Here is a 15,976-nt window from a genome sequence, read left to right on the forward strand (position 1 = left end):
TTACCGGTATGTCACTTGCTTCACGGCTTCGACCACCTCATCCGTGGTGATCAGCGCGTGGCGTTCCAGGTTGGCGGCATAGGGCATGGGCACGTCCTTGCCGGTGCAGGTCACAACCGGCGCGTCCAGATAGTCGAACGCCTGCTGCATCACCTCAGACGCGATGTAGCTGCCGACGGAGCCCTGCGGCCAGCCTTCCTCGACCGTGACCAGGCGGTTGGTCTTCTTGACCGACTCGATCACCGTGGGCAGGTCCATCGGGCGCAGGGTGCGCAGGTCGATGACCTCAGCTGAGATGCCGTCCTGGGCCAGCTTGTCAGCCGCTTCCAGCGCGTACTGCATGCCGATGCCGAAAGAGACGATGGTGACGTCGGAGCCTTCGCGCCAGATGCGGGCCTTGCCGAAGGGGATGGTGAAATCGTCCAGCTTCGGCACGTCGAAGGCACGGCCGTAGAGGATTTCGTTCTCGAGGAAGATCACCGGGTTGTTGTCGCGGATCGCGGTCTTCATCAGGCCCTTGGCGTCGGCGGCGGAGTAGGGCATCACCACCTTGAGGCCCGGGATCTGCATGTACCAGGCGGCGTAGTCCTGGCTGTGCTGGGCGCCGACGCGGGCGGCAGCGCCATTGGGGCCGCGGAACACCATCGGGGCCCCCATCTGGCCGCCGGACATATAGAGCGTCTTGGCTGCCGAGTTGATAATGTGGTCAATCGCCTGCATGGCGAAGTTGAAGGTCATGAACTCGACAATCGGGCGCAGGCCGCCGAAGGCTGCGCCGGTGGCGATGCCGGCAAAGCCGTGTTCGGTGATCGGGGTGTCGATCACCCGCTTGGCGCCGAATTCGTCCAAGAGGCCCTGGGACACCTTGTAGGCGCCCTGGTACTCTGCGACTTCCTCGCCCATCAGGAACACGTCCTCGTCGCGGCGCATTTCCTCGGCCATGGCGTCGCGCAGCGCTTCGCGCACGGTGGTCTGCACCATTTCGGTGCCTTCCGGGTAGTCCGGTTCCAGCACGCGGCTTTCGACCGGTGCGGGCGCGGCAGCGGCAGCAGCGGGGGCTGCGGGCGCCTCAGCTGCGGGTGCCGGAGCTTCAGCAGCCGGGGCAGGGGCGGCGGAGGCGTCGTAGCTTTCGCCGTCTTCCAGCAGCACCGCGATGGGGGTGTTCACTTTCACGCCCTCGGTGCCTTCGCCGATCAGGATCTTGCCGACGGTGCCTTCGTCGACGGCTTCGAACTCCATCGTCGCCTTGTCGGTTTCAATCTCGGCGAGGATGTCGCCGGAGCTTACGGTATCGCCTTCCTTGACCAGCCATTTGGCCAGGGTGCCTTCCTCCATGGTCGGCGACAGGGCGGGCATCAGAATTTCAGTTGCCATGTCTTGTTCTTCCCTCTCAGGCGTAGATGTCGGTCCAGAGTTCGTCCAGGGCCGGCTCGGGGCTTTCCTTGGCGAATTCTGCGGATTTGTTGACGATCTCCTTGATCTCTTTGTCGATCGCCTTGAGATCCTCTTCGGTCGCGTGCTTGCCGGTCAGCAGCATCTCGCGGACCTGCTCGATCGGGTCGCGCTCCTCGCGCATTTTCTGGACCTCTTCGCGGGTGCGGTACTTGGCCGGGTCCGACATCGAGTGGCCGCGGTAGCGGTAGGTCTTCACTTCAAGGATGTAGGGGCCATCGCCGCTGCGGCAGTGGGCCACGGCGCGCTCGCCGGCTTCCTTGACGGACAGCACGTTCATGCCGTCCACCGCTTCGCCCGGGATGCCGAACGCCTTGCCGCGTTCCCAGATCTCGGCGCTGGAGGTGGAGCGCTGCTGCGAGGTGCCCATGGCGTACTGGTTGTTTTCGATCACGAAGACCACCGGCAGTTTCCACAGGGCAGCCATGTTGAAGGTCTCGTAGACCTGGCCCTGGTTGGCGGCGCCGTCACCGAAATAGGCGAAGGTCACGCGGCCGTTGCCCTTGTATTTGTCGGCAAAGGCAAGGCCCGCGCCGATCGGCACCTGGGCGCCGACGATGCCGTGGCCGCCATAGAAATGCTTCTCCTTGGAGAACATGTGCATGGAGCCGCCCTTGCCCTTGGAGTAGCCGCCTTCGCGGCCCGTGAGCTCGGCCATGACGCCGTCGGGGTCCATGCCGCAGGCCAGCATGTGGCCGTGGTCGCGGTAGGAGGTGACGCGCTTGTCGCCTTCCTCTGCTGCGGCCTCAAGCCCCACAACAACCGCTTCCTGGCCGATGTAGAGGTGGCAGAAGCCGCCGATCAGGCCCATGCCGTAGAGCTGGCCGGACTTCTCCTCGAATCGGCGGATCAGCAGCATCTCGCGGTAGTGTTTGGTCAGTTCTTCGGCAGAAACGTTTGGTTTCTTTGCGCTTTTTCTAGCGGCCATGGTGGTCAGCTCCCCCTGAAGGCTAGATAGTTTAGTGTTAAACAAATCCATAGCGGGTTTTGGCCCGGCTGGATAGTGCTATTCTGCCGCGGGGTGAAGCCGGGGTAAAGATCCGCCGACGGGCACGCAGAAATGCAACAATTGGCGGCTGGCGCAGCGGCCGGGCGGTCCGGCCTGGAGCACCCCGCCGGCCCGGATCTTGCGGTTACGGCCCAGGCTGCGCGGCAAGCGCAAGATCCGGGTCGCACCGCCTGGTCTTTCCTCCTTTCTTGACTGGCATGCAAAACGAAAGGGCATGACCATGGAACTGAAAGACAAGACAATCATCATTACCGGAGCCAGCAGCGGTATCGGCGCCGCTGCAGCGCTGCTGTTTGCGGCTGAAGGAGCGAATGTGGTGCTGGGTGCACGCAGAGAGGCACGGCTGCAATCCATAGCCGGGCAGATTGAACAAAGCGGCGGGCGCGCGGCCTTTCTGGCCGGGGATGTCTGCGACGGATCTTTTGCCAAGGCGCTGGTTGATTTGGCGGAGGAACAGTTCGGCGGGCTTGATGGCGCGTTCAACAATGCGGGCATGATGGGGGATGTGGGACCTGTTGCTGAGATGGAACCCGGCAACTGGGACACCGTCCTTGAAACCAACCTCACCAGCGCATTCCTCTCTGCAAGGTCCCAGATCCCTGCGCTGCAAAGACGGGGCGGAGGTGCCATTGTCTTTACCGGGACCTTTGTCGGCGTCAGCAATGGCGGCATGCCGGGCATGGCGGCCTATGCCGCGTCGAAAGCCGGGCTGCTGGGGCTGATGCAATCGCTGGCCTCAGAGCATGCGGCGGAGGGCATCCGGGTGAATACGATCCTGCCGGGCGGCACAAAAACGGATATGGCTGGCGACGATCCGGCAGTGCATGAGTTCATCGCGGGCCTGCATCCGCTCAAGCGGATGGCGGAGCCGAGGGAGATTGCCCAGTCTGCCATGTTCCTGCTGTCGGACAGGGCAAGCTTTATGACCGGTGCGCCGGTGTCCGTGGATGGCGGTATTTCGGCCCGGTTGCTGTAAGCGTCCTGCTGCCGGCTGCTGTGCGGCCGGCGGCAAAAGTTGCAGGACAGATCAGCGGATCACGATCTCGTCCGCGCGGACGAGACCGAGAACCGTGCGTGCCTGTTCGTCGAGGAGGTCGAGGTCGAGGTAGTCGTCGGACAGGCGGCGGGTCAGATTCTCCATCTCGCCGATACGGGATTGGAGACGGCCGAGATCCTGCTGAAGTTCTTCTGCTTCGGCCTGAATCTCAACCCGTCTGAACAGCCCGAAGTCGCCCTGAACCGCCGCAAAGGTAAAATAGGCGCTGAGCGCGAATGCGATGGCGAAAAAGGCAATGGCGCCGAGAGACGGCCGTGTGCTTCGGGTCACTTTGGAGGTGCCTGTATGTTACTGCTTATGTTGTATTTTGCGCCGTTTGCCGGCGTCTGGAACAACTATGCCACAGGCGAATCGTCTTGGGAATCCCAAATCTGTCCACAGGGGCGTTTTTTACTTTGAAAAGACGGTGCCCCGGCACGGAAGCCGGGGCATGACACATTTTCGGACAGGGTTTGCCCTTACTGGTCCAGCGCGGCGACGCCGGGCAGAACTTTGCCTTCCATCCATTCCAGGAAGGCACCGCCGGCGGTGGAGATGTAGGTGAAGTCGCCGGCTGCGCCGGAGGCGTTCAGGGCTGCCACGGTGTCACCGCCGCCGGCAACCGAAATCAGCTGGCCGGAGCGGGTCATCGCGGCGGCTTTCAGCGCTGCGGCGTTGGTGGCGGAATCAAACGGCTCCAGCTCAAACGCGCCGAGGGGGCCGTTCCAGATCAGCGTCTTGCTGTTTGCAAAGACTTCGATGATGCGGGCGACGCTCTCGGGGCCGGCGTCCAGGATCATGCCGTCCTCGGGGCACTGGTCCGCGGGCAGCACCTCATGTGGCGCGTTGGATTCGAACTTCTTGGCGACCACGATGTCGGACGGCAGGATGATCTCGCAGCCCGCGGCCTCGGCCTTTGCCAAAATCTCAGCTGCCGTGTCCTTCATAATTCGTTCAGCCAGGGAGATGCCGACGGGCAGGCCCTTGGCGACCAGGAAGGTGTTGGCCATGCCGCCGCCGATCACCAGGTGGTCGACCTTCTCGATCAGGTTGCCCAGCAGTTCCAGTTTGGTGGAGACCTTGGCGCCACCGACCACGGCAGTGACCGGGCGCTTGGGCTGGCCCAGGGCGCTTTCCAGCGCTTCCAGCTCTGCCTGCATCAGGCGGCCGGCACAGGCGGGCAGCAGGCGGGCAATCGCCTCGGTCGAGGAATGCGCGCGGTGGGCGGCAGAGAAAGCGTCGTTGCAGTAGACCTCGCCCAGGCGGGCCATGCCGGCGGCCAGGTCGGGATCGTTTTTGGTCTCAGCCGCGTGGAAGCGGGTGTTTTCCAAGAGGAGGACTTCGCCGGGCTGCAGGGCGTCCGCAGCGGCTTCGGCCCCGGCGCCGACGCAATCAGCTGCGAACAGGACCTTGGTTTCAAAGGCACGCTCCAGCGTCGGCACCAGCTGGTTCAGAGACAGGTTCTCGCGGCGCTCGCCGCCGGGGCGGCCGAAGTGGGCCAGCAGGATCGGCTTGCCGCCGGCGGCCAGAATGTCGCGCACGGTGGGGGCGATGCGGCGGATACGGGTGGAGTCGGTCACCACGCCGTCGACGATCGGCACGTTGATGTCCACGCGCACCAGCACGCGCTTACCGTTCAGATCCATGTCGTCGAGTGTTTTCCAGCCCATCTGCCGAGCTCCCTATGGTGAAAGTGCAGGTAAATCCGCGGGCTGTTTCGGGGGTTTTTGCGCATCAGTCAATGCTCCCTTGGCATTTCCGGGCGCTGCCCTTAACTATCGTTGCAAATTTCGACGACAGGAGGGCCTCATGGCCGAGATTAAAGATCCCGAAAACACCGTCATCATTGAGCTGAAAGACGGCAACGTTGTGATTGAGCTGCTGCCCGACGTGGCGCCGAAGCATGCTGAGCGCATGAAGGAACTGGCCCGTGCAGGTGAGTATGACAACGTCTGCTTCCACCGGGTGATCGACGGTTTCATGGCGCAGACCGGCGACGTTGCCAATGGCGACATGGAAGACGGGTTCAACATCCGCATGGCGGGCACCGGCGGCTCCAATCTGCCGAACCTGCCGGCCGAGTTCTCCAAGCTGCCGCATGACCGCGGCACCCTGGGTGCTGCGCGTTCCGCCAACCCGGACAGCGCCAACTCGCAGTTCTTCATCAACTTCAAGGACAACCACTTCCTGAACGGCCAGTACACCGTTTACGGCCGTGTCATCGAAGGCATGGAGCATGTGGACGCGATCACCAAGGGCGAGCCGCCTGCGAACCCGGACCGGATGATCTCCGTCAAGGTCGCTGCGGATGCTTAAACGCCTGACAGCCCTGGCCCTGCTGGCGGCAGGACCTGCCTTTGCCTCCGGTCTGGAAATCCAGGTCGAGGGCGAAGCCAACGGCACCATCAAGATCGACCTCTTTGAGGAGGTGGCGCCCAAGCATGTGGAGCAGATCACCGCGCTGGCGGCGGAAGGCCAATACGATGGCGTGGTGTTCCACCGTGTGATCGAGGGCTTCATGGCGCAGACCGGCGACGTGGAATTCGGCCGGACCGGCGGAGACATGAGCTATGCCGGACGCGGCGGCTCTGATCGTCCGGACCTGCCGGCCGAGTTCTCGGATCTGGCGTTTGACCGCGGCGTGGTCGGCATGGCCCGCTCGCAAAGCCCCAACAGCGCCAACTCGCAGTTCTTCATCATGTTCGATGCGGGCCATTTCCTGAACGGCCAGTACACGGTTGTCGGCAAGGTCACCGAAGGCATGGATGTGGTAGATGCGATCAAGCGCGGCGCCGGCAACAACGGTTCGGTGATCGGCCAGCCCGACGCGATGACCAAGGTGACCGTGACCGAATAATCCGGTCCTGTTTCAATAAACCAATCGGCCCGCACCCGTCGTTCCGGGGGCGGGCTTTTTTGTGCCCAGCGCTGACAGGCAGTCACAAGCCCGTGCTTGCCCCTGTTCCCGGGCTTTTTACCGCCCTCTAATGAGGCGGGGAGGCGCTGGCCATGTTCAGAGGTTTATTGTTGTGTATGGCGCTGCTGCTGTCGTCGGCTGCTGCCGCCGATCCGCAGGTCTGGCAGCGGGAGTGGCCGCAGACCGATTTCAGCCGCACCAGCGTGCCGGAGTGGCGCCAGATCCGCTCTGGCGGGGTGGGCAAGGACGCGATCCCGGCGCTGGATGGGCCGCAGTTCGTGGCAGCAGCCAAGGCGCGGCGGCTGAAGCCGCGCGAGCCGGTGATCACGCTGGAGATGGAGGGCGCAGCGCCGCGGGCCTATCCGCTGCGTTACCTGACCTGGCATGAGATCGTGAACGATGTGGTGGCAGGGGTTCCGGTGGCGGTGACCTATTGCCCGCTGTGCAATTCTGCGGTGACGTTTGAGAGGCGCACCGCTGCCGGCACGTTGAGTTTCGGCGTCAGCGGCAAGCTGCGGTTTTCCGACATGGTGATGTATGACCGCGAGAGCCAGAGCTGGTGGCAGCAGGCCACCGGCACCGGCATCGTGGGCCGGATGACCGGCACCCGGCTGAAGACGCTGCCCAGCTGGGTTGAGAGCTGGCAGGAGTTCACCGAACGCAATCCTGACGGGCTGGTGATGGCGGAGCCGGGGTGGAACCGCGATTACGGGCGCAACCCCTACCGCGGCTACGACACGGCGAAATGGCCGTTCCTCTATGACGGCAGCCCGCCGCCGCACGGTTTGGCACCAATGGCGCGGGTGGTGCGGGTTGGCAGCCGGGCCTGGCCGTTGGAGCGGCTGGCGCAGGAGGGAGAGATCCGCGAGGCCGGGCTGGTGCTGAGCTGGCGGGCAGGGCAGGCCTCTGCACTGGACACCGGGCGGCTGGCGCAGGGGCGCGATATTGGATCTGTCCGGGTGCGCGATGCCCAGGGGCGGAACATGGCCCACGACGTGATGTTTGCCTTTGCCTTCCACGCTTTCTGGCCGGACGGGCGCTGGATGCTGAAATAGCGAAAGGCGCGCCGGGCAGGGCGCGCCTTTGCAAGTCTTCAGCGGAAAATTCCGTCAGAACAAAAAGTTGTCCGCGTCCTGCAACTGGGCCAGGGTGATGTCCTCCACCAGGATGCTGGTGGTCCCGAAATCAATCCGCACGTCATCGCCCACTGTGGTGAAGGTCAGATCGTCCAGCGATCCTGCCCCGCCGGTGATCTGTATGGTGTCAAAATCTGCGGTGAAATCTGTGACGGTGTCATTGCCGTCCGCCTCTGCAAAGACAAACACGTCGCGGTGCGCGCCGCCGGTCAGCCTGTCGTCGCCTGCGCCGCCTGTCAGCGTGTCGGCTCCGGAGCCGCCGGCAAGTGTGTCCGCACCTTCGCCGCCGGTCATGCTGTCGTTGTGGTTGCCGCCGCCCAGCAGGTCGTTGCCGGTGCCACCGTCCATGATGTCATTGCCGGAGCCGCCCCAGAGGGTGTCATTGCCGCTGCTGCCCCGCATCGTGTCGATACCGTCGCTGCCGACCAGATAGTCGTTGTTCTGGCCGCCATCCATCGAGTCGTCGCCAATGCCGCCCCACATGCGGTCGTTGTGCCCGCCGCCCATGAGGGTGTCGTTGCCGGCACCGCCCAGGAGGCGGTCGGCACCGAAGTAGCCGGCCAGGAAGTCGTCGCCGGTGGCGCCGTCCATGCTGTCGCGGCCCCAGCCGCCCCACAGCCGGTCGTTGTCGCCGCCGCCGTTCAGGGTGTCGTCGCCTGCGCCGCCGATCAGGGTGTCATTCCCGTCGTCGCCGTGCAGGACGTCGTTTTCATCACCACCATCCAGGCGGTCTCTGCCTATGCCGCCCCAGAGTGAATCGTCCGAGCTGCCTCCTTCGAGTATGTCATCACCGTTTCCACCGAACAGGCTATCGCTGCCATTATCGCCTTTCAGGGTGTCCTCGCCGTCACCTCCGCGCAGAACGTCAGAACCTTCTCCGCCCCAGAGTTGGTCACTACCAAGATCGCCCCAAAGTGTGTCATTGTCCCAGCCGCCGAGAAGCAAATCAGAACCAGCTTTTCCGGAAATAAAATCATTGCCTTGGCCGCCTTCGACAAATTCAAAGGATGCGCTGCCGGTAATTGTGTCGTTGCCACCGCGACCGTGGATCATTGCCTCACTTAAAAATTCGCCACTCGCCCTGCTGACTATTACCTCTGACGCATCGCTACCATCCTGTATTTCCTTGCGAACATCACCATACTCTATGGTTTCAATTCCGGACAGGTAGTCTTCGACGATTCCATCTGGGGAAAAAATGTTCACACCGCTTGCGTAACTGAAACCAAAGCCGAAACCGGCCCTCTGTTGATCGAGAACATAGGTGTCGTGCCCACTGCCGCCGATGATGGTATCATTCCCGGTGCCGGATTGGATGGTGTCGTCGCCGCCGTAGGTTTCGATAATCTCGCCGCCGTTCCAGGCTGAGGTATAGGTGTCATTCCCGGACAACTGCTGCTGCAGCAGGGTGTCCAGGTCCTGCGTGGCCAGTTCCTCGTAGGTAAGGTCCAGGCCCGTCACAGACAGAACGGTTGTGCCGTCATAGCGCAGCGTGAAGGCGGATATGGTGCTGCCTGCCGTGACCTCTCCCTGGGAAGTGTAATTGAAGGACCCCTGAAAGGTGATGTTGAAGCCGTTGAAACCCACCACCAGCCGGGAGGCCGTGGCGTCAATCACGTCCACATCCGCGGGATCGAATGCGGAGAGATCATAATCGGGTACGGAATTGGAGGCGTCCGTTACAACGACGTTTACCATAATGCGTCCTGTCTAGCGGCTTTAATCATGCAAGAGTTGTTTCCAGCAGGGGTAAATCCCCTAGGAAAAATGGTAAAGCCGGAACTGGGTGACGTGGCGTTCCCAGGTGCCGAAGCGCAACAAAAAACGCCGCAGGAATGCTCCTGCGGCGTCTGTGCGGTCCCTGTCAGACCCGGCGGTGCTGAGAACCTGCCGTGCGGCGGCTCAGCTTTCGGTTTTGCGGGCCGCGGTGGCGGCCTGAACAGCAGCAGACGGTGCCGGTGCCGGCGCTGCTGCGGGGGCTGCGGCGGCCGGGGCGGACTTGCGGCCGCCCGGGTTCAGCGGGTCGTCCTGGCGCTGCACGGAGCCTTCGAAGTGGGCGCCGCTTTCGATTGCGATGGTCTTGTGGATGATGTCGCCCTCGACCCGCGCGGTGGAGGTCAGGCGCACCTTGAGGCCGCGCACGCGGCCGACGATGCGGCCGTTGATCACCACGTCATCGGCGGTGATTTCGCCCTTGATGGTGGCGGTTTCGCCGACGGTCAGCAGATGCGCGCGGATGTCGCCTTCGACGGTGCCTTCGACCTGGATGTCGCCGGTGGTCTTGACGTTGCCGGTGATGTGCAGGTCAGAGCTCAGCAGCGATGCGGCGGGCTTGGCCTTGGGCATGCTGGAGGTGTAGTCGCTGGCCGCAGGTGCGGCTGCCGGTGCCGCCGCGGGTGCCGGGGTTGCTTCGGCCTGCTTCGGCCCGGGCTCGTTGATTTTGCTCTTAGAAAACATTTCTCGCAGCCTTGATGTAGATCATGGGGTTAACAGCTTGCCCGTTGACCCTGACCTCATAGTGGAGGTGGGTCCCGGTGGACCGTCCGGTGTTACCCATATCAGCAATGTGATCCCCGCGCGAGACCCTTTGGCCCTTTGTCACGCGGATCCTGGAGTTATGGGCGTATCTGGTTTCGATGCCGAAGGCGTGGCGGATGGTGACCATCTTGCCGTAGCCCGATTGCCAGCCGGCATGGGTGACAACGCCGTCGGCGGTGGCAAAGATATCGGTGCCGGTGCTGCCGGCGAAATCGGAGCCCTTGTGCAGGCGGCGGCCGCCTGTTTTCGGGTCGCGGCGGTAGCCGAAGCCGGAGGTCTGGCGCACGTGGCCGAGATTCACTGGCGTCGCAAAGGGCGCCTGCTGGGCGGCCAGACGGTAGAGGTTCAGCTGGTCGAGCTTGGCCAGGATAGCGTTGGCGCGCAGCGCTTCGGGGCTGGGCTCCTCACCGCGGGTCGACATCGCCAGCGGCTCAAGCGGGCCGCCCTGGCCGCTGTAGCCGCGGCGCACCTGTTCGAGGATGCGGTCGGGCGGCATGCCGGCGTTGCGGAACATCTTGTCGAGCGGGGTGACGGAGACCGCGACCGCCTCTTCCAGCTGGCGGAAGATCTGGCTGTTGCGCTCATTCATCAGCTGCAGTTCCAGCTCCAGTTCGTCGCGCTGTTCAAGCGCGCCGCGGGCGTCGGCCAGGATCTGGTCGCGTTCGGTTGCGGTGTCGGCCAGCACATTCGCCAGCAGGCCCATCTGCGCCTCGGCGCTGGCCATCATGGCATGGGGGCTGGCGCCGCCTTGGGAGTCTTCCTTCAGCTGCGCCAGTTCCCTGCGGGCGCCGTCTCGTTGGGTCATGGTGTCGCGCAGGGTCGACTGAATCACCTCAATGCCTGTCTCCAGCTCGCGGCGGCGGGTCTCGGAGGCCAGCAGTTCCGACTGCATCGCAGAGATCTGCGCCAGCGCCGCATTGAAGCGCTCCTGGGCCGCCAATGCCTCTTCGGCGCGGGCGTCGCGTTCATCGGAAATGGAATTCAGGCGGGTGCGGTAGGTTTGCTGGTCGCGCTTTGCCAGCTCGCGGAAATTGCCTGAGCCGATGCTGTCCATCAGCACGATGGCGGTGGCGACAATCGACCAAGCCACAAACAGGGTAACGCCGGCCACGGCCACCAGCTGGGTTTCGGAGCGCAGCCGGATGAATCTTGTGTCGGTGTCGGATTTCAGGAAGACGCGCCGCTCCGGGAAGCGGCGTTCGAGAAAGCTGTGAATTCTGATCGCGAGCCGTGTGCGCAATGTGACTTCCCTGTCTGTCCCGTCCTCCGGTCCGGGGCGCGCCGCTGCGGGGCGGGGCCGGAACCTTGGCCGAAGTCAATAGACAGGGCTGGCCATTTGGGCAAGCCTGTTGACCCATCGGGGGCGGAAGGTGCTGGTCAAGGCCGGGGATAGGCGGAATTTTGCCGAAGGTTCAGCGGGATGGAGCGTGCTGGGCAATAAGGGCCAGTGCTGCGGCGTCAAAATGCAAGGTGCTGTGCAAGGAAGGCGGTTGGCAGCATGTGCGGGGCTGGCCGCCTGGCTTGCGCAGGTTGCGCGACAACGGGCCGGGCGGGGCTTCCGTAGGCGCTGGCGGCGCTGGCACCGGGCCGGAACAATTGCGGGAACAGCGCGGCAATGCCGGCCCGGCCGGCAGGGCTGAGGGCCCCGAGGGCCATCGGGCCGGGATAGAAGCTTTCGGCCGGGGTGTCTTCGGCGAAGATGATCTGGTGCTGCTCGAACATCAGGTGGATGTAGGTCACCTGCCGGATACCGTTGCAGATGCGCGCACCGGGCATTTGCCTCGCGAGATGTTTGGCTGCTATCAGGCGCTGGCCGCCGTGCCCGGCCAGAATGCGGTGTTGCGGCGACAGCAGCAGATCGCGGCTGGAGTCCAGCACCTCGCGCCGGAACAGCACCGGGCGCCAGTTCGGGTGCAGCTGAAGGTCAGCGTGATTGAGGCGCCGGGTGCCGATCCAGCACACCGGCTGAGGCCCATTGTCGAGGGTGCAGACAAGGTCGCCGGGGCGCAGCGTCTCAATGGGTCTGCTGCCCCGCGGCGTGCGGATGGCGGTACCTGCGGTGAAGCAGACAACGCCGGTGTTCTCGGTGGTGAAGGAAGACCTGTCCGCGGACGCGCCGGAGAAGGTGAGGCTGTCGCCGGCGCCGAATTGGGTGTTGTCGCTGTAGTCGACCGTATTGCCGAAGGTGTCGGTTGTGTTCGACTGGTTCAGGATGCCGTCATCGGCCTGGTCGGCGTAAAGCTCGGACAGGTGGTCATAGTGGCCCGAGAGGTCGATGAAATCATTGTTGCTGCTGTCGCCATCGTCCAGCGCGCCGGTGTTACCGGTGTTGAAATCGCTGATGGTGTCATGGCCGGTGGAGACGGCAAAGACGTCGTTGCCTGCGCCGCCGGTCAGCGAGTCATTGCCTGCTCCGCCATCGAGCGTGTCATCGCCGCTGCCGCCTGTGAGGTCATCATCGCCGCCCAGGCCGTACATCACGTTCTGGTCGTGCGGGCCGGTCATGGTGTCATTACCGCTTTCGGTGCCGATGGCGATGCCCAGGGTTTCCGTATAGGTGTTGGTGTCCGGATCCGTCACCTGCACCGTGATGGTATCGCTGAACAGCGTGTCGGCGTCATGGTCGGCAGCGAGGGAAATGTCACCGGTATTCGGGTCAATCACGAATTTGCCGCCGGCATCATCGGTCAGCGAATACGTATGACCAGTCGGGTTGTCAGGGTCTGTGACCTCAGACACTGAGGCGACAATCGTGCCTGCGGCGATCGTCGGGGCAGTATCGGTGTGGGTTGCCGTGACTTCCGACTGGGTGAGGGCGCGGTCATAGATCTGCAGCGTATCCATCTCGCCGCCGTAATAGCGGTCGGCGTTGAAGTCGCTGCGGCTGCCGAGGATCACATCGCCGGTCGGGTTGATGGCATCGCCGCCCGCGGTGCTGCTGTTCTGCTCGGTCCCGTCGAGGTAGACCGTGGAGCCGGTGGCATCCACCGTCAGCGTGTAGGTGTGCCACTGGCCGTCGCCGACAATGCCGCTGATGTCAAACTGCAGGTCAGTGTTGCTGAGCGTGTCGTTCTCGTCCCGGATCACCGTGCGCATCACGCTGGGGTCGGTGCCGTGGGCATTTTCCGTCAGAAAGATGTTGATGCTGTTGGTGCTGTTGATGTCGCCGTGGCTGTAAAGGTACTGGAACAGCGAGCCGTCGTTCTCATCGATCCTGAACTGGAAGGTGATGGTGAATTCATTGTTCATCTCGACGTCGGGAATGGCGACATAATCGTCCGTTTCGTCGAAGCTGAGCGCGTCGCCGTCCCTGCCGGCCACGGTGGTGGCGCCATAGACAGTGCCGTTGTTGCTGCCGGCGCTGTCGCCGGCGTCGCCGTCCAGATGGAACAGGTTGGTGAGGCCCGAGTGCATGACCGTGCGGTCCTCGGTCTCGAGCATGTCATTGGGGATGAATTCGAGGTCTGTCGGATTCATGCCGCCACCTGCAGAGATCCTTCAGCGCGCAGGCCGCCGCTTTGGTGGCGCGTCCAGACTGCCCTTGCTGCGGCGGCGCGGAGATCCCGTCCCCGGTATGTTTTCTTGCGATCAGGCACGACTTGTAAACCACTGTTTCAGTGGAACAGTGTCGCGGAAATGCTTGAAAAGACCGTTAAGCGGCCCGGGATGCGGGTTGAAAGCCCCTCGGCGCCGGCTCTGGCGGCACGTCAGGAGCGCCCGTGGCAGCGGTCAGTCCTGATGGTCCTCCTGCGCTTCGCTCCAGCCGCTTTCCCAGGCTTGATGGTCGGCATTGTCGAACGCGTAAGGATTGGCGGTGATCGGCTGGCCTGTCATGCCGGCCTGGAACCCTTCGTCGAAATGGGCGCCGCGCGGGTCCATGCCGCAGGGTTTGTGTGCGGTTTCGCGAAGATGTTCGGCAAATTCCGGGTACCGGGCCAGATCGGTCTGATCGAGGCCCTCGGGGTGCTGCTCCAGCGCCCGGCGCCCGCGCCGGGTCAGCTGCCAGAGGCCTGTCCCCAGAGGCTCCAGAATGCAGGCCGTCTGCAGATCTGCCAGATGGCCTGCAAGCCGTCCGCGCAGCTCTGCCCGCGGCAGGCCCGGGGTTTCGTTCGCTTGCCGGAACAGAGCGTCAAGGGCGGTTTCGCAGCTTTCCAGCGTGACCGGCCCCGAGCTGGCCTTGTGCATGATCAAGGCAACAAGGCTGGCGGTGCTCAGCAATGGAAAATCGTTTTGGAACATGGGTTCAGCCGGATTGCCGGGGCGCACAGTCTACGCGCCGGCGGGGCTTTGGTAAAGGCCGGGACTGGCGGCCCTCCGGGTTACCAGCCAGGCAGCGGTTTCACCTGATCCGCCAGCGGCCAGTAGAAATCCGGCGGCAGGCCGGCGTCGGCGCGCTTCTCCTCGTTGAACGGCGGTTTCAGCGCGCCGCGGAAGTATTTGCGCACCAGCGCGTGGAATTCCTCCTTGGGGTCAAGATTGTCCCGTCCGCAGAGGAAGTTGAACCATTTCGAGCCATAGGCCACATGACTGACCTCTTCGGCATAGATGAGTTCCAGCGCCTCCACCGCCTGGGAGAGGTTTGCCTTGCGGAAGATGCCGATCATGCCGGGGGTCACGTCAAGGCCGCGGGCCTCCAGCACCATCGGCACGACGGCGAGGCGGCCCATCAGATCCTCTGCCGTGTCCTCAGCCGCGCGCCACATGCCAGCATGTGCGGGCAGGGCGCCATAGTGGCTGCCCAAGGCTTCAAGACAGTCGCACATGAGGTTGAAATGCTTGGATTCCTCATCCGCGGCCTTGACCCAGTCGTCGAAGAACCCCAGCGGCATTGGCACATGTGAGAAGCGGGCGATGATGTCCCAGTGCAGGTCGACGGCATTCAGTTCGATATGGGCCACCGCGTGCAGCAGCGCGATGCGGCCCGCTTCGGATCCCGGCTTGCGCTTGGGCACATCGCGCGGGTTCAGGAGTTCGGGGCTGTCCGGGCGGGCCGGGTGCATCGGCGGACTGGCAGTGCCGATGGGGATTTGCGGCGCCTCGCCCTTGCGGCTGGCTGACCATTCGGCGGCATGGCGGCGCGACAGGGCGGTTTTGGCGCGCCCGTCCGCCGTGGTCAGCACTTCTGCGGCGCGTTCGGCGAGCGAAAGGGGCTGATCGGTCATGCGTCTCTCCTGTTGCAGCGGTGCGGCTGGATCACTCAAGAGGCGGGTTCACCTGATTTGAGCGGCAGAGTCCAGTCCGGAAACCGGTGCACTCCCGCGCCTGCGGGCGATCAGCGGGCTGATCTCCCTGGCCGGCTTGGGCATGGCAGCGCGCGTCCCGCGCGCTGCGCGCCGCCCCGCCGGGGCGGCGCCGGGCCCAACAGCCGCGGTCCGTGCCCGTCAGGGCGCGGGCAGGGCTGGCGGGAGCACGCCGCCTAAAGGGCGCGGACTGCTTCCAGAACTTCTTCGGCGTGGCCGTCCACCTTCACCTTGCGCCAGACGCGGGCGATGGTGCCGTCGGCACCGATCAGGAAGGTGGAGCGCTCGATGCCCCAATGCTTCTTGCCGTACATGCTTTTCTCTTTCCAGACGCCGTAGTCCTCGCAAACGCTGCCCTCTGCATCCGACAGAAGCGGCGTGGTCAGCCCGTGTTTTGCGGTGAAATTCTCATGCTTCTTGAGGCTGTCCTTGGAAATCCCGAAAACGTGAGCGCCGGCATCGGCGAAGGACTGCAAAGCCTCTGAAAAGGCGATGGATTCTTTGGTGCAGCCGGGGGTATTATCACGGGGATAGAAAAACAGCACCACGGGCGCGCCCTTGAGGGCGGACAAAGTGACCTCTCCGCCGCCGCCGCGGGGCAGGGTAAAGGAAGGGGCGGGATCTGAAACGTCGAGCATTGGCCTGTCT

General features: G+C 63.9%; 15 protein-coding genes. 4 read left to right on the forward strand and 11 right to left on the reverse strand.

The features are described 5' to 3' along the window. Positions 1–1,374 carry a pyruvate dehydrogenase complex E1 component subunit beta gene (locus N6L27_RS00685; protein WP_271905139.1) on the reverse strand — a complete coding sequence of 458 codons (1,374 nt, stop codon included), beginning with the start codon at positions 1,372–1,374 and terminating at the stop codon, positions 1–3. 16 nt (positions 1,375–1,390) lie between these two features. Further along, entirely contained in the window at positions 1,391–2,380 is a 990-nt protein-coding gene (gene pdhA, locus N6L27_RS00690; protein WP_039146169.1) for a pyruvate dehydrogenase (acetyl-transferring) E1 component subunit alpha, read from the reverse strand. Between the two features lie 301 nt (positions 2,381–2,681). On the opposite strand from pdhA, the gene N6L27_RS00695 reads away from it, so the two are divergent. Further along, entirely contained in the window at positions 2,682–3,437 is a 756-nt protein-coding gene (locus tag N6L27_RS00695; RefSeq protein ID WP_271906223.1) for an SDR family oxidoreductase, read from the forward strand. Between the two features lie 51 nt (positions 3,438–3,488). Here N6L27_RS00695 and N6L27_RS00700 read toward each other — a convergent pair whose 3' ends face one another. Both N6L27_RS00700 and N6L27_RS00705 read right to left on the reverse strand, forming a co-directional pair. Then, the gene (locus N6L27_RS00700) at positions 3,489–3,788 is read right to left on the reverse strand and encodes an FtsB family cell division protein (RefSeq protein WP_271905141.1); all 300 of its coding nucleotides are present in this window, start codon (positions 3,786–3,788) and stop codon (positions 3,489–3,491) included. A 188-nt stretch (positions 3,789–3,976) separates the two neighbouring features. After that, entirely contained in the window at positions 3,977–5,167 is a 1,191-nt protein-coding gene (locus tag N6L27_RS00705; protein ID WP_271905142.1) for a phosphoglycerate kinase, read from the reverse strand. A gap of 139 nt (positions 5,168–5,306) precedes the next feature. Between N6L27_RS00705 and N6L27_RS00710 the strand changes: the two genes are divergently transcribed. From N6L27_RS00710 to N6L27_RS00720, 3 genes are all read left to right on the forward strand, one after another. Then, positions 5,307–5,813 carry a peptidylprolyl isomerase gene (locus tag N6L27_RS00710; protein WP_271905143.1) on the forward strand — a complete coding sequence of 169 codons (507 nt, stop codon included), beginning with the start codon at positions 5,307–5,309 and terminating at the stop codon, positions 5,811–5,813. Next, positions 5,806–6,354 (forward strand): peptidylprolyl isomerase, encoded by a 549-nt coding sequence (locus N6L27_RS00715; protein ID WP_271905144.1) that lies wholly within the window; start codon positions 5,806–5,808, stop codon positions 6,352–6,354. Before N6L27_RS00710 ends, N6L27_RS00715 begins: the two co-directional genes overlap by 8 nt. A gap of 176 nt (positions 6,355–6,530) precedes the next feature. Further along, positions 6,531–7,469: a DUF3179 domain-containing protein gene (locus N6L27_RS00720; RefSeq protein WP_271905145.1), complete on the forward strand. Its 939-nt coding sequence runs from the start codon at positions 6,531–6,533 to the stop codon at positions 7,467–7,469. A 54-nt stretch (positions 7,470–7,523) separates the two neighbouring features. On the opposite strand, the gene N6L27_RS00725 is transcribed toward N6L27_RS00720, so the two are convergent. From N6L27_RS00725 to N6L27_RS00755, 7 genes are all read right to left on the reverse strand, one after another. Continuing rightward, positions 7,524–9,248, reverse strand: a complete 1,725-nt coding sequence (locus tag N6L27_RS00725; RefSeq protein ID WP_271905146.1) for a calcium-binding protein — start codon at positions 9,246–9,248, stop codon at positions 7,524–7,526. Between the two features lie 204 nt (positions 9,249–9,452). Further along, positions 9,453–10,007, reverse strand: coding sequence for a bactofilin family protein (locus tag N6L27_RS00730; protein WP_271905147.1), 555 nt, complete (start codon positions 10,005–10,007; stop codon positions 9,453–9,455). After that, positions 9,997–11,328, reverse strand: a complete 1,332-nt coding sequence (locus N6L27_RS00735) for a M23 family metallopeptidase (RefSeq protein WP_271905149.1) — start codon at positions 11,326–11,328, stop codon at positions 9,997–9,999. Before N6L27_RS00735 ends, N6L27_RS00730 begins: the two co-directional genes overlap by 11 nt. 218 nt (positions 11,329–11,546) lie before the next feature. Beyond that, on the reverse strand, positions 11,547–13,565 hold the full coding sequence (locus tag N6L27_RS00740; RefSeq protein ID WP_271905150.1) for a Hint domain-containing protein: 2,019 nt from the start codon (positions 13,563–13,565) through the stop codon (positions 11,547–11,549). 252 nt (positions 13,566–13,817) lie between these two features. Next, positions 13,818–14,327, reverse strand: a complete 510-nt coding sequence (locus N6L27_RS00745) for a ribosome modulation factor (protein ID WP_271905151.1) — start codon at positions 14,325–14,327, stop codon at positions 13,818–13,820. 80 nt (positions 14,328–14,407) lie between these two features. Further along, a complete protein-coding gene (locus N6L27_RS00750) occupies positions 14,408–15,250 on the reverse strand; it encodes a ferritin-like domain-containing protein (protein WP_271905152.1) in 843 nt (280 codons plus the stop codon). 254 nt (positions 15,251–15,504) lie between these two features. Next, positions 15,505–15,966: a peroxiredoxin gene (locus N6L27_RS00755; RefSeq protein WP_271905153.1), complete on the reverse strand. Its 462-nt coding sequence runs from the start codon at positions 15,964–15,966 to the stop codon at positions 15,505–15,507. Positions 15,967–15,976 lie beyond the last annotated feature (10 nt).

It is taken from the genome of Leisingera sp. SS27, assembly GCF_028368855.1.
Lineage (GTDB): Bacteria > Pseudomonadota > Alphaproteobacteria > Rhodobacterales > Rhodobacteraceae > Leisingera.